This window comes from Thermococcus sp. Bubb.Bath, from assembly GCF_012027595.1.
Taxonomy (GTDB): domain Archaea; phylum Methanobacteriota_B; class Thermococci; order Thermococcales; family Thermococcaceae; genus Thermococcus.
In genome coordinates this window covers 196,376-215,066 of sequence record NZ_SNUR01000003.1, presented here as the reverse complement: position 1 = coordinate 215,066, position 18,691 = coordinate 196,376, and the positions used below count along the sequence as shown (strand labels likewise).

The following is an 18,691-nucleotide window of genomic DNA, read 5'->3' as shown; positions in this document are numbered from 1 at the left end:
AAATCCGCACTGCCGTTGTGGGCCAATTGGAGGAGTAGGGGATTGTGGAGAGGCAGTCGTTGGAGAAGTTGCTTATCGAGAGCTTACACTCAGGATTCCTTTCTGGAAGAATATGCACAAAAAAGAGCAAAGAGAAAAGAAGAACTATCAAGCCAAAGACAAATGCCTTTCTCAATAAGATCACCCTCTGGCAGTTATGGCCACGTAGGGGCATATTCCATGCCAACACATTTTTATGGGTTTTACAGTTGTTATCATTGCATCCCCCCAGTTACCGACCCTTATCCATCCCTCTGGTAGATCTTTCCATGTCGTATGTACGTATATTTCCTGGATGCTTGCATCATCGTAATACCCAACAAAGGTCATTGAGTGCCCAATAATACTACCATTTCTAAGTCTCAAGTGGACGTTCAAAAGACCGGGATGGTTCGTATCAACTTCACGTTTAACCGCCAAGAACAGTTGATAGTTTGAGGAATATTCACGATTCGTGGCGTCGTAGCCATAGGTTGGATGAACACCAAGATACCCATCTTTATAAAGTTTTATGGCCTCCCAGTAAAAATCCTCAATTCCTCTCGGTATGTCGTCTGCCTCTGTCTCACCTTTATTGTTTGTCCCCATTGTGAAATGGAGAACGTCAATTATTGCTTCCCTCAGATAGGCGGTTCTAAATTGGGACTCATAATATGCAACCACCATTGATGCCGCTATTGGGGAACAGCCATCCCAATCATCCCACGGATCTGGAGCAGAACCCACGTTATCGGGATATTTAGTGTTGGCGTTTCCAGTGTCAGTGGATGTCCAAGTTGGCACCCCTTCAATGATCTTTATCGAGGAACTCTTGGAAGCATCCCTTTCCAACTTGGCCCAGAGCATCACGTTTTTCTCAGATTCTATTGAGAACCTAAATGGCATTTTCGGATCGATCCTGTACTCTCTGCCTGCCAAATCAACAACGGTGCCATCACCGGTTTGAATTCCAAACATTGCCGCCCCAAGAACAACATAGCGATAATGCCTAATCCCCCTTGTTTCCGCAATTTTGTCCAGTTGCTGACTTACAAGCTTCCTGGCCTCAAACACCTGCATCCATCCGGGGGGCATTGTTTTTGATGCCGGCATGAACATAACGCCAATGAGTTTTCTACCCATAAAGATGGGAACCTCATAGTAGGCTGGTCTCCCATCAGGGAAGTAGAACAGAACCAGCTTCTTTCCGATTTTTGCTCCTTTGAAGTCCATAAATGGAACGCTGTTAAGCTCGTTTTTTGCCAGATACAATGCCATGTTCCTGGAAACCAGGGGAAGAGCTTTAGTAGGACTTTTGGCCACTTCAAGGGCATGGTCTCCGGAAACGTAGCTTTCCGTGTTAAGCAGGAGCGTCCCTAACATCAAAAACACCAGCAGTATTACCATGCTTCTGTTCTTCCGCTTCATAAAGCACCACCTGACTAGTTGTCACTCATAATAATTCATGGAACTACATAAACTTTTCGAATCATTAGTTGAATTAACTAACGTTTTTTTTTGTAGAATTTTTCAACTTACAATCATCAAAATCCAAACTGATTTAAACGAAAAAAGCCAGAGTAAAAGAGTGAACAAAAGAACACAATGCCCATTTTTCCAAAATTTTCACCTTCAGCCCGTACTCCTTAAAGCGCTCGAAGCCCTTGTCACAGGTGAAGAGGATTGAATTATGGGCTATTGCAGTTGCATCGATGAGCAGATCCTTCGTCGGAGGTCTTCGGCCTTTTGAGGCCAAATCTCTAAATATCTCCCCTGCAACTTCCGCGCTCGCTCTGTCAAAGTTTACAACTGTTATCTTTTCAAGGGCTAACATTTGCCGGGGTTTGAGTCTCACGCAGGGGAGCTCAAAAAGGAGTATCGAGGGGAGCGCATACTCTTCCCCAGGAGTTCTGAAAAGCTCTTCTTTCCCTTCATCTTTATCAGCTCATAAAAACGTCATCCGCTATGGTTATCGTCTTGCCCAAGGGCACTACCTATAAGTGCATGCATGCACGAAATAGATAAACTTTTCGAAGCTCCTTTAGTTTTTGCCTCAGCAAGTTTCACTTTTTTCTTTTGAAAGCCCAGCCGTTCATGGCGGGAGAGTTAGGGCGGCATTGGTTTGTTCCCTATCCATTCATCTGTTTTGGGTTATGCCGTATGTCCGGTTTCGATTTTTTATTTTAAAAGTAAGGTATAACTTTTAAAAGTTCTATTTTACTAATTACATTATTCAGTTGTTTGTATATAACTAGAAAAAAGCGAAAAGCTTTTTAAGGGCCCTTTTAGAGTAATAACCGTGGGTAATATGGTGAACTTCACCCTGAAGCTTGATATCGAGATATTCAAGCTTGCCATCGTCACGTTAGCCCTTTTTGTCCTCTACAGATATCGCCGGATTTTTGAGGCCTCTTTGTCTCCGAGCCTTTTGAGAAAGGGTGCCTACGTCACGGTGATTTTCTGGCTCGGTTTTCTCGCGGATGTCATGAACGATGTGTATCCAACGGAGCTCACCAAAATTTTGGACGACATCATAATATCCTTAGCCCTTGTTCTTGGGATGTATTATCTTTTGGATCATATGAAGAGAGCTAGCGTATCAGTCAAACCAAAGAAAACCCTCAGTGGTACCCCCACCCTTTATAGGGGAGCCTATCTCTTCTGTGATTCTGATCTGAACCGGGTCCTTTCCCTCACCGCTGGCAAGAAGGTTCTGGCCATCACAAGAAATCCGAGGCCTTTTAAGAAGGCCAACGTCCCTTACCTGTGGCTTAGCAGGATAAACTCCGAGAACACCATAGACCCCCTCCGGCTGCCGGCAATAATGAGCTATCTAATTTCGAACTCGGACGAGAATACCGTTGTAATAATCGATGGAATTGAGTATCTGGTGGTGGAGAACGGATTCAACAGCGTTCTGAAGTTCCTTACCGCACTCAAAGACAACCTCCTGCTTAGGGGAGCGACTTGTGTAGTCCTTCTGAGCCCAGAGACTCTCGACGAATCCCAGCTCGCCCTCCTACGGAGGGAGTTTCAGGAGCTTTGCATTAAGAGCTCAAAAACGAAAACAGTGGAGCATTGAATGAGGGCAATTAAGGCAATGGAATCCTCTCCACCTCAAGGTGGTCCCAAGTGGGATACTCCTCTATGATGAAGAACTTAACGTTCCCTTCTATTGCCTCCGCCAGCTCAGCGGCAACCTCTTCTGGCATCTCTATCCTGCCTTTCCCGCGGTTGATGTAGAGCCACTCCTCTGGAACTTCTGCTTCCTCAACGAGAAGCGCGTAGAGTTCGTCTAGGTCCTCGTACTCGGCTATGCCAAAGCGGAGCGTTCCCTCCTCGGTGATTTCCATGTAAGACCTCGCGACGTTCTTCGCCATCCTCCTGAGGCGGTTTTTAAGCTGGACTGCATCTTTCAGCTTCGCAGTGCAGAGGTGGTAACTAAGTGAGGTGTTCTCCTCGCCCCACTCCAGGAACTCAAGGCCCAGCTCAAGCGAGCCCTTTATCGCCGAGCTCTCGTCGTTGACTGGCCGAAATCCCATGTCAAGAAGTGTTTTAAGCGTCATCTCGCTGAACTCAAGCTCGTTCACGTTCAGGAACTTGGCGCCTTGTTTGTCGAGAAACTCAGCGTACCACTTCATTCTCCCCAGCTGGCCTGGAATAGAGGGGATCTCACCGCCAACGTCCCAGTCGAAGTCAAAAGCCTTCTTTATGTTCTCTATCTCTACCTTGAAGAACTTCGAGTTCGGGTTAAATAGGTCTGGATGGAAGCGTATCTCGTCTAATCCAGCGTCGTAGAGCTTCGAGAGGGCCTTTTCGGTTGCAAGCGCTCCGGTGGTGTAGAGGTGGATGTGAAAGTCCTTCTCAAAGTTCTCCTTGAGGATTCTTATGTACTCAACCGTTCTGTCGAGCCTCGCGAGCGGGTCCCCCCCGGTAACTCCGGCACCTTTGGCTTCTTGTATTAATGCCTCTTCAATAACGTCATTGACACTCTTCACGGGCCTCTCGTTAGCGTAAACAACGTCCTCCCTCCTCCAGGGGCTGAGCGGGCAGTAGAAGCAGTCCCTCGGGCACTTACCCGTTGTGAACAGGACGAGCTTTTCACCCCTAACGCAGAGCTGACAGCCCCTAGGTAGTTCCCGTACGGCGTATGAAAAGTACGGTGTCTCCCAGACCAATTCTCTCACCGGCCCATGAGTCGGGGCATTGCTTAAAAAGGTTGGTGGCAAATCCGTGGCGGTGTGAAAATGAGGGAGAAGCCCAAGTACCTTCCACCCACGCTCAGGGACAAGAACCGCTACATAGCCTTTCAGGTTATCGGGGAGAGGCCATTCAAGAAGGACGAGATAAAGAAAGCGGTTTGGGACGCTTCGCTTTCTGCCCTTGGATACCTCGGCTCAGCCAGAGCGAAGCCGTGGTTCATAAAGTTCGACGAGGGGAGCCAGACCGGGGTAGTTAGGGTCGATGGGAAGCACGTGGAGGAGCTGCGCTTCGCCCTGGCGATGCTCACCGAGATAAACGGCTCACGGGTTATCTTCAGAACCCTTGGCGTTTCGGGAACAATAAAAAGGTTGAAAAGGAAGTTTCTGTCTGAATACGGCTGGCGCTAACGGAGGAAATGCATGGCCTTATCCACCGCGTCCATATAGAGGTTAACATAGCGCCTGCAGGCGTTTTCCCATGTGAAATCGACTCTGGCCCGTCTCTTGCCGTTCTCCCTCATCCGATTCAGGGTTTCGTCATCGAGCTCCTTGGCCGTTATGAGGGTCTTCGCGAGGGCGAAGGCATCCCCTTGAGGGACGAGTATTCCCGTCGCCCTCTCAGGGTCGTCCTTCAGGTCTATTATCGTGTCCCTGAGGCCACCAACGGCGCTCGCTATTGGTACCGCCCCAAGGCACATTGCCTCGAGCTGAACCAGACCAAAGGGCTCGAAATGGGACGGTATCAAAACGAAGTCCACCGATCCGTAGAGCTCTCTCACGACTTCCCTAGGAAGGACTTCGTTGACGACCTTCACGTTCCGGGGGAAGCGCTCCCTCACTGCCCTGGTCCAGGCTTCAAGCTCAGGATCGCCCTTCCCTATTATGAGGAACCTCATCTCCCAGAACGCTGGATCGCTGGAGAGTATCTCTATCGCTCTGAGAAGTGTGTCCACGCCTTTTTGGGCCTTATCAAACCGTCCTATAAACATGGAGGTCTTCCCATCTTCAAGGCCAAAACGCCTTAGAATTGCTCTCCTCCTCTCGCTTCTCGGCAAGTCCGCGTTCTCAAGGAGCTCCTCGTTCCAGAAGGAGCAGTCAATGCCGTTGAAGACATGGGTCACTTTGCCGTCGAAGTTCTTGAAGAAGTCCCACTCCTCCCATAGGTAGCTCCTGCTGACGGTCGTTACTGTATCTGCTATGTATGCCGCGGTGTGCTCCGGGTCAATGTCAGGGTAAGGAGCGAGCTCGCCAAGGTTCGCCTCATGGAAGAGACCAGCTGGAAGTTTACCTTTGTTGAGGCGGTGGATTGTGAAGACTGTTTTAACCCTGAAGTACTTCTTGATCAGGCCAAGGGCAAAGACTGCGTGCCAGTCGTGGGCGTGGACGACATCCGGCTTGAACTCGCCGATGATACGGTTCATAAGCCCGGCGCTGGCCTTCCCGAAGAGGACGGTCTTCCTCTTGAGCGTCTCCCAGTCAGGATAAACGCCCGTGTCGAGAAGTCCCCCGCCGAGGGTATAAACTGTGACACCGTTCTGCTCCCTTTTCCTCACAGATATCTCCACAGATCCCCCCTCGAACTCTACTTCAAACCCCAAGAATGGCTCGCCGAGCTTCTTCCCGTGGTCGGGAGTAAACACAACCACCTCGTTTCCCAGCTCAACGAGTCCCTCAGCTATGCTCGTGACGGCCTCCGCCAGCCCCCCAACTTTTATCGGGAGGTACTCAAAACCCAGTATCAGAATTTTCATGGACGTCACCACTTAAAGAAAAGGTGAGGGGTTTAAAATAGTCACTCAAGGAGGATGAACTTCTCCCCCTCTACGTCCTCAAAGTAGCTGCTGATTCCACCGACCTTGAGCTCCTCTCCGTCGTACTTGAAGCTTATGTTCGCGGTCAGTGGGGTGTACTCGTAGTTGACGATGGTGCCGTCGAGAGTTACAGGTTCCTTCGTGTCTATGAGTCTACCGATGATCTCTGCCCTCCTGGGAAGCCCCGCCAGCTTCAGGACGGTTATCAGAGTCCTTATGTTGACCAAGGAGAGCGGCTTTGAGAGTCTCTTGTAGGCTAGTGGCTTTATCACCTCGCTGTTGTCGAAGTAGATCGTGTAGAACCAGTGCATGTAATTCTGGATTATCCTGGGGCTCTTTGCCCAGAACGAGTAGAACTTCTCCCTCCTCTTGTCTTGAGGTAATGCACCAAAGAACAACGCGTACTCGATGTCACCTATTATCCAGCTTGCCATAAGCCAGGGGGCACCCCCGCTCCTTGCGAGGATTATGTTGTCGCCTTCAAGCCATTCTGGTATTTCGTCGCCAAAGTTGCTGACTATCACGAAGAGGATGTCCTTTCTGCCCTTTATCTCCTTCTTCAGGGTTTCTAAGAACTCAATGGGTGTGTTTATCAGAACTTCGTGCTTGGCGCTCCTTATGACGTATTCGGCCCTCTCGATGGTGTTGTCAAAGCCCTGGATCGTCCATATCTCCGGTAGCGCCTCCCCGTGGACCTGGCGGTAGAGTTCAAGGAAAGCACCCTTCAGGTTCTCGATGTCACTTATTATTTCGTCCTTAATCCTCTCAAGAACGACCTCAGGATTGACCGGTTTGTACAGTCTCGGAGTTCCCTGCATGACGTCCACGAATCCCTTTTTGTGAAGGGAACTGAGAACGTCGTAAACACGCGTGTGCGGAATCCCACTCTCCTTTGTTATGTCGGTCGCCTTGCTGGGACCGAGCTTCAGGAGCGTGATGTAAGCGAGGCTCTCGTACTTGGTCAGGCCCAGCTTCTGAAGCTTTTCAATTATTTCCTCTTCCCTCATTATCCAACCCCCGATAAATTTAAGTTCACCGGCTCAAGTTTAATCATCCTTAGTGATACAGAGGTGGTCGGAGTGTATAAAATTTTCGGGTTCAACGAAAGCGAAACCTTTGGAAGGGTAGCGCTCGTTGAGTTCTCCTTCCCCTACGACGAAGAGAGTTACGCCTACCTCCTCGGGAACTTCAATGCTTTCAATGAGGGCTCCTTCAGGATGGAACTAGATGGAAATAGATGGAAAATCGTGATGGAGCTCCCAGAGGGAATCTGGAGGTATGCCTTTTCTGCGGGGGGAGAGTTCATCCTCGACCCCGAAAACCCGGAGAGGGAGGTTTACAGGGGACCCTCCTACAAGTTTGAGCGGGAGGTCAGCCTAGCGAGAATAGTTGGAGAAGGCACTATCTTCCACAGCCCTTCCCTCCTCTACCTCTACTCCTTCGCCGGGAGAACCTATGTTCTCCTGCGGACAAAGAAACGGCAGGTCTCAGAGGTTTTCCTACACGTCGATGGAAGGGAGATAAGGATGCGAAGGAAGGCCACTGGAGAGGTCTTTGAGTACTACGAGGTAGTCCTGCCCGGGGAGGAAGAGGTGAGATACTCCTTTGAGGTTTTCCTCACCGATGGGGGAACCCTAACCCTCGGTCCATTTGATGCAGTCCCCTTCAAGCTCGATACCCCTTCATGGGTTCTCAACAGGGTGTTCTACCAGATAATGCCGGACAGGTTTGCCGTCGGTTTTGAGAAGGAGAACCTGACCCCCGGCGAGAACTTCCACGGTGGAGACCTCGTTGGGTTGATGGAGAGGCTGAACCACCTTGAGAAACTTGGCGTCAACGCCCTCTACTTGACCCCCATCTTCGAGTCCATGACGTATCACGGCTATGATATCACGGACTACTTCAAGGTCGCCGAGAGGTTCGGGGGGAATGAAGCCTTTGAGGGGCTCGTCAAGTTCCTCAAGGAGAAGGACATAAGGCTCATTCTCGACGGTGTTTTCCACCACACGAGCTTTTTCCACCCTTTCTTTCAGGACATCGTGGAAAGGGGAATGGAGAGCCCCTACGCCGACTTTTATCGGGTCAAAGGATTTCCGGTAGTCTCGGAGGAGTTCCTGACTTCCTTGAGGACTCCCCTGCCGTGGATTGAAAAATACCACCTCCTCAAAAAGCTCGGCTGGAACTACGAGTCCTTCTTCTCCGTCTGGCTGATGCCAAGGCTGAACCACGACAGCCCAAAGGTCAAGGAGTTCGTTGTGGGGGTTATGGGGCACTGGCTCGAAAAGGGGGCAGACGGCTGGAGACTGGACGTTGCCCACGGCGTTCCGCCAGGTTTCTGGAAGGAAGTACGTGAAAAGCTTCCTGACGAAGCCTACCTTTTCGGAGAGGTCATGGACGACCCCCGCTTGTACCTCTTCGACGTCTTCCATGGGACCATGAACTATCCTCTCTACGACCTTCTTCTCAGGTTCTTTGCCTCTGGAAAAATCAGCGCTCCTGAGTTCATCAACGGGCTTGAGCTGCTGAGTGCGCGTCTCGGCCCTGCAGAGTATTTCACCTACAACTTCCTTGACAACCACGACACGGAAAGGTTCATAGACCTGGCCGGAAAGAGACGGTACTTGTGTGCCCTCACCTTCCTAATGACTTACAAGGGCGTCCCCGCGATATTCTACGGCGATGAAATTGGTCTGAGGGGTTCAGAAGGGGGAATGTCAGCGGGAAGAACTCCAATGCCCTGGAACGAAGAGGATTGGGATAGCGAGATTCTCAAGAAGACGGGAGAGCTAATCCACTTGAGGCGCTCCTCGGCGGCCCTCCAGATGGGTGACTTTAGCCTCGTTGGTGCTGGAAATGAGTGGTTCGCCTACGAGAGGGATCTGAATGGGGAGAGGGTGTTGGTGGTCATAAACTGCTCCGGAAGGGAAGTTAAACTCCATTGGACTCCGTTGGATATTGAGGTTGAAGTCGCGCCAGTTTCAGGGGTTGTGGTGTACAAAGATGTCATCAGAGTATGATAGAGTCCGGTTCAACATGTGTGAACGGGGAAGCGCAAGATATATATATCACCATAGATGATACCTAATTGAAAGTCCTATAGGTGATGTGAAATGAGGAAAAACCTGTTTGCACTGCTGTTGATTGGAGTTTTGTTTTTTGGAGTGATGGCCAGCGGCTGCATTGGCGGCGGAGGCACCAATACGAGCACGAGTTCGTCGACTTCCGCTTCCAGTACCACGGCTTCCTCCTCAACCAGCTCATCCCCCGCTACTACCACCCAGAGCCAGTCACAGACCACCACTACAACCACCGCTACCCAGTCGGAAACCACTACGACGTCCTCGGCTGAAACCACTACCACCACCCAGCCCACAACCACCACTACCACGACCACTACCACTCAGAGCCAGGGGCAGACGGTCACCATTGTTCTCTGGCATAATATGGGTCAGGCTGAGGCTCAGACGTTCAAGAACCTCATTGCAGAGTTTGAGGTTGAGCACCCGAACATCCAGATAAAAATGGAGTACAAGGCCAGCCTTGAAACAGCCCTCCAGGCAGCAATTCCAGCCGGTAAAGGCCCCGACCTCTTTATCTGGGCCCACGACTGGATCGGAAAGTTCGCAGAAGGCGGACTGCTCAAGCCGATAGACCAGTACGTTGAGAGCGATCCAAACTACCTCAACAACCTTCTCCCAATCGCAAGGGAGGCCATGCAGTACAAGGGTCACTACTACGGTGTTCCCTTCGCAGCTGAGACCATGGCGTTGATTTACAACAAGAATATGGTTCCGAACCCGCCGAAGAACTTTGACGAGATGAAGCAGATCATGGAGAAATACTACGCTCCAGACAAGGGTAAGTACGGAATAGCCTCTCCAGTTGACCCGTACTCGATCTCCGCCTGGACTCAGGCCTTTGGCGGTTACTACTTCGACGACAAGACCGAGACCCCAGGACTCAACGATTCTAGGACTGTTGAGGGCTTCAAGTTCTTCTTTAACCAGATTTGGCCGTACATGGCCCACACTACTGACGCAAACACTCAGGTCAGCATCTTTACCGACGGTAACGCCCCATTCCTCGTTGACGGCCCGTGGATCATCTCGAACATAAAGGACGCTGGCGTCAACTTCGGTGTTGAGCCCCTCCCACCGATAGTTGTGAACGGAACAACATACTATCCGAGGCCGTACGCTGGTGTTAAGCTCATTTACGTTACCGCCAATGCTCCGGATAACAAAATGCAGGCCATCTGGACTTTCCTCAAGTGGTTCTCTGGCAGTGATAACGTCGCAGTTACCCTCGCCCTCCAGAACGGTTACGTGCCGGTGCTCAAGAGCGTTGAGAACAACACTGACATCACAAGTGACCCGGTTCTCAGTGCTTACATGAAGGCGCTTGAGCACGCTTACCTGATGCCAAAGAGCGTTAAGATGGCCGCCGTCTGGGGTCCGGTTACAGACGCCATCACAGCCATTATTGGAGGCAAGAAGAGCATTGAGCAGGCCCTCCAGGATGCGCAGAATGAGGCACTCAAGGCCATAAACGGTGGCTGATCTCTTCTCTCCTTTTATTTTGCTTGACTTGAGAGGTGATAAAATGAAGAAGAGTACGGTCGCGGCAATGGCGCTCATCCTGCCGGGAATCGTGGCGTTCTTGTTCTTCAACATCTACCCCATACTCTACTCTATGTACATAGCGTTCACGAACGCACAGCTCGGCAACTTCCCGATTCAGACTCCAAACGCTCCCCCGCTTAAATTCACGGGCCTCGACAACTTCAGATGGGCCCTCAATGACTCAGGCTTCCGCTCAGCCTTCCTTTGGACGTGGATATTCGTGGCGACGAGCGTTACCCTCAAGGTTCTCGCCGGGATCATCCTCTCTGTGCTCTACAACAGCAAGTACGTCATTGGAAAGTCCGTGTACAGGGCTCTCCTGATAATTCCCTGGGCGCTTCCGCTCCTCTTCTCCATAACCGTTTGGAGGTTCATGTTTGACCCGGTTCTCGGCCCCGTCAACATACTCCTGCGCGATATAGGGGTCTCCACTCCACCCGACTGGATTAACAACGCCTTCTGGGGCTTTATAGCCCTGAACATCATCGAGGTATGGCTGGCTTACCCGTTCATGATGACCGTCATAACCTCCGCCCTCCAGTCGGTTCCAGACATACTCGTGGAGGCATCCATCATAGACGGCGCCAACTACTGGCAGAGGCTCACAAAGATAGTTATCCCGATAGTCAGCAAGCCCATAGCCTTCGCAACTATACTTACGAGCGCGGCCAGCTTCCAGTACTTCCTCGTCCCGTTCCTCTACAACGGCTCCCTGTTCCAGGACAGGTTCCTGCTCCTCTACGGTTACCAGAAGGCCTTCGGTTCCTCGATACCGCACTACGGTAGAGCAGCGGCCGTTCTGTTCATAGCCACGTTGGTGCTTGCCGTGTACATGTACATCAGCATGAAGATAACCAAACTCCAGGAGGGTGCCAGCTGATGGAGTGGAAGGTTCATCTCTCGGCAAAGAGCAAACATGACATCTGGAAGAGTGTCGCAGTTACTCTCTTGGCGCTCCTCGTTATGGGACTCATACTTTTCCCGGTTTACTACATGTTCTTAGTCTCTCTGAAGCCCGTGGGAACTCTGGCGTCATCATCAATAGAGCTCGTTCCACACCATGCCACACTCGACAACTACAGGGAGATACTCATAGGGCATAATGAGGTCACGGTAATGTCCAAGGAATTCAATGTGTCCTCCTCCCAGGGCAAGCTCTTCGGCAACGGGTTCACAATAGAGTTCAAGAACGGGAACGTCTGGGGTAATTCTCTCATACAGACTCAGTTCAACCTTAAATACGTGAGTGACTTGAACGTTGAGGGCGGCAACAAGACCAATAAGAACGGACAGGTTGTTTACGTTAGAGGAAAGAGTGCTTCAATGAAAGCCGAGGAGATAAACTCCAACATGGGAGTTTTCGGAGCATACCTGAGTGCCGAGAAGGTTACCATCACCGTTGAAGGCTCTGGAACAGCAGGACTTCACCTCCAGAACTTCCAGAAGGTCGGAAACAACACGTACGTTGCCACCAACGTTGACTCCTTCAAGCTTCCCGGTAGGGTCAGGATGGACATCGGAAAGGGAACCTTCACCACCCAGGACTTCTTCCTCCTGATAGTGAACCACGCCGGCGGCGGCTTCTTCGGCTACCTCAAGAGAAGCCTCATCATAGCCACCCTGACTGTCATACTGACGCTGCTCTTCGTCGTCCCGGCGGCCTACGCGTTCTCCAGGCTCAAGTTCTTCGGAAGGGAGCACGTGCTCTACTTCTACCTCATGTTCACGCAGGTCGCTGGAGGTCTCGGAATAGCTGGACTGGTGGCCCTCTACGGTATGCTTGTGAAGCTCCACCTAACGAACAATATCTACGTTCTACCGTTCATCTACGCCGCGGGGGGAGTCCCGTTCAACACGTGGCTCCTTAAGAGTTACCTCGACTCAATAAGCACTGACTTCGACGAGGCGGCACTGGTTGACGGGGCAGGCTACCTGCAGATCATATGGCACGTCCTCCTGCCAATGGCCCTTCCTGGAATAGCCACAGTGTCCATCTTCGCCTTCATCGGAGGCTGGACGGAGCTTATCATAGCCAACCTGCTCCTCAACTCGTCCAACTACCCGCTTACTGTCTGGTTATACAGCATGCTCAATGACCTCAGAAACGTCTCGTGGAACCAGTTCTCGGCGGCGGCACTTCTCTTCACCCTTCCAGTGTTCATACTGTTCCTGCTCGCCCAGAACTACATCAGGAGCGGACTGACCGTTGGAGGTCTCAAGGAGTGAGCTTTCTTTTATTCCTTCCATGATTAACAATATTAGGTGTTGGAGGTGTTGAGTTTGAAAAACTGGATGAAGGCTGCAATGGGCGTCCTCATCGTTGGCCTCATGGCCTTTAGTGTGTTCAACGTTGGGTTCGCCAGGGCCAACGACGAGCCGAAACCCCTGAACGTTGTGATAGTATGGCACATGCACCAGCCGTTCTACTACGACCCGATATCCAAGCAGTTTGTACTTCCATGGGTTAGACTCCATGCTGCAAGGGACTACTGGAGGATGGCCGAGATACTCTCGAAGTACCCTGACGTTCATGTAACAATAGACCTCTCTGGATCGCTCATCCAGCAGATGGTCATGTACATGAACGGTTCGATGGACGTTAGGGAAAGCATAAGCTGGAAACTGGCCAATGGCGCACCGTTAACAACCCACGAGAAGTGGATAATGCTTCAGGTTCCGGGTGGATTCTTTGACAACACTATCCCCTGGAACGGCGAGCCTATGGCAGATAAGGATGGCAATCCAGTCAGGACATTCTGGCAGAGGTATACGCAGATACTGAACGAGAGGAACTCCCTCTTCAAGAAGTACAGCAACCTTCCTCTAAACGAGCAGGAGGTCAAAATAACATCAAATCTAAGCTCTCAGGACTATTTGGACCTTGCAGTCCTCTTCAACCTCGCCTGGCTGCCCCACGACTACATAGTAAACAACAGCGCCCTCGATGCTCTTTACAAAAAGGTCAACACGGGAGGGTACACGAGGGAGGATCTGAAAACGGTGCTGGATGCACAGATGTATCTCATAAACCACACCTTCTCGTACTATAGGGACATAAACAAGTACCTCGGAGGAAACCGTCCGGATGCTATAACGTTCGTCCCGTACGCACACCCAATAGGGCCAATACTCAACGACTTCGGATGGGAGAGCGATTTCGTGTCCCAGATAAAGAAAGGAGAGCAGCTGTACAAGGAATACCTCGGAAACGGAACAGCCCTACCCAACGGTGGATGGGAAGCGGAATGCACCCTGAACGATGAAACCCTCAAGCTCCTGGCAGAGAACGGCTGGGAGTGGGTGATAAGCGATCAGAAAGTGCTCGGTGAGATGGGGATAAAGGACAACGTTACCAACTACTTCAGACCGTGGGTGGCGGACTTCAATGGCACCAAGATATACATATTCCCAAGGGATCACGAGCTGAGCGATCGCATTGGCTTTAACTACGCAGGTATGAACCAATATCAAGCCGTCAACGATTTTGTAAACCAGCTCCTCGAAGTACAGAAACAGAACTACGACGGCAGTTTAGTTTATGTCATTGCCCTCGACGGAGAGAACCCGTGGGAAAACTACCCCTACGAAGGGGATATGTTCCTGAACCTTCTGTACAAGAAGCTTGAGCAGCTCCAGAGTGCCGGGTTGATAAGGACGGTGACCCCCGATGAGTACATCCAGATGTACGGTAGCAAGGCCAACGTACTGAAACCCAGAATGATGACCTACCTCGATCTCAAGGACCATGTCAATGCCCTTGAGAAGGCCACGAGCCTCAGCGAACTCTACAAACTTGCAGGCGTCAAAGGCGAGCACCTCTGGCCTGAGTCAAGCTGGGTGGATGGAACGCTCTCCATATGGATCGGTGAAAGGCAGGAAAATATGGGCTGGTACTGGCTGTACCTAGCCAGAAAAACCCTCTTCGAGCACAAGTCCAACATGTCCGCCTCGGAATGGAACAGAGCGTTCGAGTACCTCATGCGTGCCGAGGGCAGTGACTGGTTCTGGTGGTACGGAAAGGATGAGAACAGCGGCTTTGACCAAGGGTTCGGAAGGCTCTTCAAGGACAACCTCTACGAGATATACAGACTTGCGGGGGTAAACCCACCGAGCTACCTCTACGGTAACTACTTCCCGGATGGTGAACCCTACGTTGTGAGGGATACCGTCGGACTGACAGCAGGAAAGAAAATTACATACCCCAGCCTCAGCCCCTACGCTGAGAACGTGAGTGTTTACTTCGACAGCAAGGGCTTCCACTTTATCGTGAACGGGAACGTTTCAAACTTCGAGATAAGCCTGTGGAACCCCGACAGGTTCATAGGAAACACGTTCACGGTGGGACAGCCGATTCCGAAGGAGCTTACATACACGACGTTCCCGTACAGCGCCCAGAGTGTCGGCCTCATGATAACTACGCACGTGAGCTATGCAAACGGGACGGTGACGATCTACAACGCCACCGGCTACAACACCTACAAAGAGGTTGCCAGGCTGAACGCCACGAAGACTGGCGACGGGATAGAGGTCACCGTGCCCTTCAAGTACCTTGAGAACCCAACCGACGTTTACTTCGCGGCCTCAACACTCCACAACGGCAACCTCTCCGTTATAACAACACCCGTGGAACTGAAACTGCCAAAGCAGGTTAAAGGAGTGGTTCTCGTCGACATCAAAGACCCGGTCGGTGATGATCATGGGCCTGGGAACTACACTTATCCAACTGACAAGGTGTTTAAACCCGGAGTATTTGACCTCACTAGGTTCCAACTCATCCAGCAGGAGAACGACTATGTCATGATCTTCTATTTCAGGAACCTTGGAGGCAACCCGTGGAATGGACCCAACGGTTTCAGCCTGCAGATGATTGAGGCCTACTTTGACTTCAAGAAGGGAGGCAATACCTCAGCGATAAAGATATACCAAAACGGGCCAGGATCAAACGTCAAACTCGACCCCAATCACCCCTGGGACGTAGCAATAAGAGTTCAGGGGTGGGCTGACTACATAGTACTGCCCAATGGAACAAAGATACAGAACGCCCTCAACGTTTCAGTTGACCCCACGAAGAACGCCATTATAGTGACGATGCCAAGGAAGTATATGAAGCTTAACATGAGCTACGGCCTATACGGGGCCGTTCTTGTTGGCTCTCAGGACGGTTACGGAATAGATCACTGGCGTGATGTTGCAGTCAAGGCCGAGCAGTGGAGGATCGGTGGGGGAGATCCAAACGCAATAATTGCTGGAGTCGCCCCGAGGGTTATGGATCTTTTGGTTCCGCCTGGATTCACACCAACTCAGGAACAGCAGCTCAGCTCGTACAATGCAAACAAGAGCGAACTAGCCACGGTTGACATGATACCCATGATTCCACCCGCGATAGTCGTTAATGATCCGGTGGGGGACGATCATGGTCCAGGAAACTACACGTACCCAACTGACCCGGTATTTAAACCCGGAGTCTTCGACCTGACAAAGTTCGTGATGAGAGAAGGCAAACAGTACTGGACACTGGAATTCTATTTCAGGAACCTTGGAGGCAACCCGTGGAATGGACCCAACGGTTTCAGCCTGCAGATAATCGAGGCCTACTTTGACTTTAAGAAGGGAGGCAATACCTCAGCGATAAAGATATATCCAGACGGACCTGGAAGCAACGTTAACCTCGACCCCAATCACCCCTGGGACGTCGCACTCAGGATCGCCGGCTGGGACTACGGTAACCTAATCGTTCTTCCAAACGGCACGGTAATAAAGGGCGAGATGAAGATTTCGGCAGATCCAACTGAGAATGCCATCATTGTCAAGGTTCCGAAGGAGTATATTCAGATAAACACGACATACGGGCTATGGGGAGCTGTGCTAGTTGGCTCACAGGATGGCTACGGTCCGGATAAATGGCGTGATGTTGCAGTTAACGCGTCACAGTGGAAACTTGGAGGTGGAGATACTGACGCCATCATTGCCGGTGTCCAGCCGAGAGTCATTGACGAACTAGTTCCACCTGGATTCAAGCCTACCCAAGAACAACAGCTTAGCTCATATGACGCGAAGAACGGTCACAGGGCTACGGTTCTCATGATACCCCTCATCAAGGGCACTGGCGGAGGAACCACCACGAGCACGACATCAACGACCTCAACGGGCAGCACCACTACTTCAACCACTTCAACGACCTCGACGACTACTACAACTACTACCACAACAACTACCACGACCACTACTACATCACCCGGAAGTGGTGGAAGCGGCAGCGGACCAACCACCACAACTACTACCACCAGCTCCTCCCAGCCGACTACAACCACAACAACCACGACCACCTCAAGCAGCAGCAAAGGAGGACACCACATCTGCGGTCCCGCAGCCATACTTGGGCTCGCGATAGTGCCGCTCCTACTCAGAAGGAAGAGGTGAGGGCGTAAGCCCTCTTCATTTTAAATTTGGGGGTGTTTTAATGGCTGAGGTTAAACTCATTAGCGTGTGGAAGAAGTTTGGCGAGGTAGCTGCGGTTAAGGACATGAACCTCCACATAAAGGACGGGAAATTTATGATACTCCTCGGGCCGAGTGGCTGCGGAAAGACGACAACACTGAGAATGATAGCAGGATTAGAAGAACCAACTAAGGGCCAAATATACGTTGGGGAGACCCTCGTCGCTGATCCGGAGAACGGTGTCTTCGTCCCGCCCAAGGATAGGGACATTGCAATGGTCTTCCAGAGCTACGCTCTCTATCCCCATATGACTGTCTACGACAACATAGCCTTCCCACTTAAGCTCAGGAAGGTTCCAAAGGATGAAATTGACAAGCGCGTGAGGGAAGTCGCGGAAATGCTCGGCCTCAGCGAACTCCTGAAAAGAAAGCCCCGGGAACTCTCCGGTGGCCAGAGGCAGCGTGTGGCCCTTGGTAGGGCTATTGTGAGAAAACCCCAGGTCTTCCTCATGGACGAGCCGCTCTCAAACCTCGACGCCAAACTCAGGGTTAAAATGCGCGCCGAGCTGAGGAAGCTCCAGAGACAGCTTGGGGTTACGACCATTTACGTCACCCATGACCAGGTTGAGGCCATGACGATGGGTGACAGGATTGCGGTTATTAACTACGGTGAGCTCCAGCAGGTTGGCACGCCAAACGAGGTTTATGATAAGCCTGCGAACACTTTCGTTGCTGGCTTCATAGGCTCACCGCCCATGAATTTCATGGATGCGACCGTTACGGAGGATGGTTTTGCCGACTTCGGGGAGTTCAAGCTTAAATTCCTGCCGGACCAGTTTGAAGTCCTTCAAGAGAAGAACCTCGTCGGCAGGGAAGTCATCTTTGGCATTAGGCCGGAGGACGTTTATGACGCCCTCTTCGCCCAGGTGAAGGTTCCGGGGGAGAACATGGTCATGGCGATGGTGGAGATTGTCGAGAACCTCGGTGGGGAGAAGGTCGTGCACCTGAGCGTGGGGGGTATAACCTTCACTGGCAAGTTCCCTGCGGAGTCGAGGGTTCAGGAGGGGCAGGAGGTGGATGTCGTCTTCGACATGAAGAAGGTTCACGTCTTCGACAAGGGAACCGGAAAGGCAATCTTCTGAAGCTTTTTAAGCCCCCTTACTATTTTTTTCACATGCCTGTTGAGGACTTCGCGGACTTCATATCCAGTAAAGTTCCAAAGGGAAAAATAGTTGAGCTTGGAATCGGCTTCCAGTTCAAGGTCGCCCTTAGACTGAAGGAGCTCGGTTTTGACGTGCTCGCCGTGGACTGGAACGAGGAATCCGTCAGAGCCGCCATAAGAGCGGGAATAGATGCATTCCAGGATGACATCTTCAACCCGAGGCGGGAACTTTATAGGGGCGCCGTTGCGCTCTACGCGGTTAGGCCTACACCTGAGATATTAGTGCCAATCATCTCCTTAAGTGACAGGCTCAAACTACCCCTTTTCATTCTGCCGCTGGCCGGCGACACCATGCCGCGGGGGATGAAGCTCGTGAACTACAGAGGACTGCCGGTATACGCTAAAGGTATTTAAGGGACCGCTCAACTCCCTATGGTGG

Annotated in this window: 15 protein-coding genes; 9 read left to right on the top strand and 6 right to left on the bottom strand. The window is 51.4% G+C overall.

Annotated elements, in window-relative coordinates:
- Positions 1-180 precede the first annotated feature (180 nt).
- Together E3E29_RS08350 and E3E29_RS08345 are read right to left on the bottom strand one after the other, a co-directional pair.
- Positions 181-1,446 carry a C39 family peptidase gene (locus E3E29_RS08350; RefSeq protein WP_167910516.1) on the bottom strand — a complete coding sequence of 422 codons (1,266 nt, stop codon included), beginning with the start codon at positions 1,444-1,446 and terminating at the stop codon, positions 181-183.
- Between the two features lie 133 nt (positions 1,447-1,579).
- Positions 1,580-1,873 (bottom strand): type II toxin-antitoxin system VapC family toxin, encoded by a 294-nt coding sequence (locus tag E3E29_RS08345; protein WP_342764696.1) that lies wholly within the window; start codon positions 1,871-1,873, stop codon positions 1,580-1,582.
- Between the two features lie 453 nt (positions 1,874-2,326).
- Here E3E29_RS08345 and E3E29_RS08340 point away from each other — a divergent pair, with 453 nt between their 5' ends.
- Positions 2,327-3,100: a DUF835 domain-containing protein gene (locus E3E29_RS08340; protein WP_167910602.1), complete on the top strand. Its 774-nt coding sequence runs from the start codon at positions 2,327-2,329 to the stop codon at positions 3,098-3,100.
- A 10-nt stretch (positions 3,101-3,110) separates the two neighbouring features.
- Here E3E29_RS08340 and E3E29_RS08335 read toward each other — a convergent pair whose 3' ends face one another.
- Positions 3,111-4,196: a radical SAM protein gene (locus E3E29_RS08335; protein ID WP_167910601.1), complete on the bottom strand. Its 1,086-nt coding sequence runs from the start codon at positions 4,194-4,196 to the stop codon at positions 3,111-3,113.
- 69 nt (positions 4,197-4,265) lie between these two features.
- Between E3E29_RS08335 and E3E29_RS08330 the strand changes: the two genes are divergently transcribed.
- Positions 4,266-4,628: a ribonuclease P protein component 2 gene (locus E3E29_RS08330; RefSeq protein ID WP_167910515.1), complete on the top strand. Its 363-nt coding sequence runs from the start codon at positions 4,266-4,268 to the stop codon at positions 4,626-4,628.
- Here the strand turns inward: E3E29_RS08330 and E3E29_RS08325 are convergent.
- Positions 4,625-5,971, bottom strand: a complete 1,347-nt coding sequence (locus tag E3E29_RS08325) for a glycogen synthase (RefSeq protein ID WP_167910514.1) — start codon at positions 5,969-5,971, stop codon at positions 4,625-4,627. The genes E3E29_RS08330 and E3E29_RS08325 overlap by 4 nt on opposite strands.
- A gap of 41 nt (positions 5,972-6,012) precedes the next feature.
- Complete coding sequence (gene trmBL1 / locus E3E29_RS08320) at positions 6,013-7,038, bottom strand: HTH-type sugar sensing transcriptional regulator TrmBL1 (RefSeq protein ID WP_167910513.1); 1,026 nt, start codon at positions 7,036-7,038, stop codon at positions 6,013-6,015.
- A gap of 72 nt (positions 7,039-7,110) precedes the next feature.
- Between trmBL1 and E3E29_RS08315 the strand changes: the two genes are divergently transcribed.
- Entirely contained in the window at positions 7,111-9,048 is a 1,938-nt protein-coding gene (locus E3E29_RS08315; RefSeq protein WP_167910512.1) for a glycoside hydrolase family 13 protein, read from the top strand.
- Positions 9,049-9,125: 77 nt separating this feature from the next.
- Here E3E29_RS08315 and E3E29_RS12060 read toward each other — a convergent pair whose 3' ends face one another.
- Complete coding sequence (locus E3E29_RS12060; RefSeq protein WP_342764695.1) at positions 9,126-9,419, bottom strand: hypothetical protein; 294 nt, start codon at positions 9,417-9,419, stop codon at positions 9,126-9,128.
- Between the two features lie 55 nt (positions 9,420-9,474).
- Here E3E29_RS12060 and E3E29_RS08310 point away from each other — a divergent pair, with 55 nt between their 5' ends.
- The 6 genes from E3E29_RS08310 (at position 9,475) to E3E29_RS08285 (ending at position 18,666) form a co-directional block, all read left to right on the top strand.
- Positions 9,475-10,590, top strand: a complete 1,116-nt coding sequence (locus E3E29_RS08310) for an extracellular solute-binding protein (RefSeq protein ID WP_342764694.1) — start codon at positions 9,475-9,477, stop codon at positions 10,588-10,590.
- Between the two features lie 43 nt (positions 10,591-10,633).
- Positions 10,634-11,533 carry a carbohydrate ABC transporter permease gene (locus E3E29_RS08305; protein ID WP_167910510.1) on the top strand — a complete coding sequence of 300 codons (900 nt, stop codon included), beginning with the start codon at positions 10,634-10,636 and terminating at the stop codon, positions 11,531-11,533.
- Positions 11,533-12,879 (top strand): sugar ABC transporter permease, encoded by a 1,347-nt coding sequence (locus E3E29_RS08300; protein WP_167910509.1) that lies wholly within the window; start codon positions 11,533-11,535, stop codon positions 12,877-12,879. The genes E3E29_RS08305 and E3E29_RS08300 overlap by 1 nt, the downstream gene beginning before the upstream one ends.
- A gap of 66 nt (positions 12,880-12,945) precedes the next feature.
- Complete coding sequence (locus E3E29_RS08295) at positions 12,946-17,073, top strand: glucodextranase DOMON-like domain-containing protein (protein ID WP_167910600.1); 4,128 nt, start codon at positions 12,946-12,948, stop codon at positions 17,071-17,073.
- Between the two features lie 40 nt (positions 17,074-17,113).
- Positions 17,114-18,232: an ABC transporter ATP-binding protein gene (locus E3E29_RS08290; RefSeq protein ID WP_167910508.1), complete on the top strand. Its 1,119-nt coding sequence runs from the start codon at positions 17,114-17,116 to the stop codon at positions 18,230-18,232.
- Positions 18,233-18,264: 32 nt separating this feature from the next.
- Complete coding sequence (locus E3E29_RS08285) at positions 18,265-18,666, top strand: UPF0146 family protein (RefSeq protein ID WP_167910507.1); 402 nt, start codon at positions 18,265-18,267, stop codon at positions 18,664-18,666.
- The last annotated feature ends 25 nt before the right edge of the window (positions 18,667-18,691 follow it).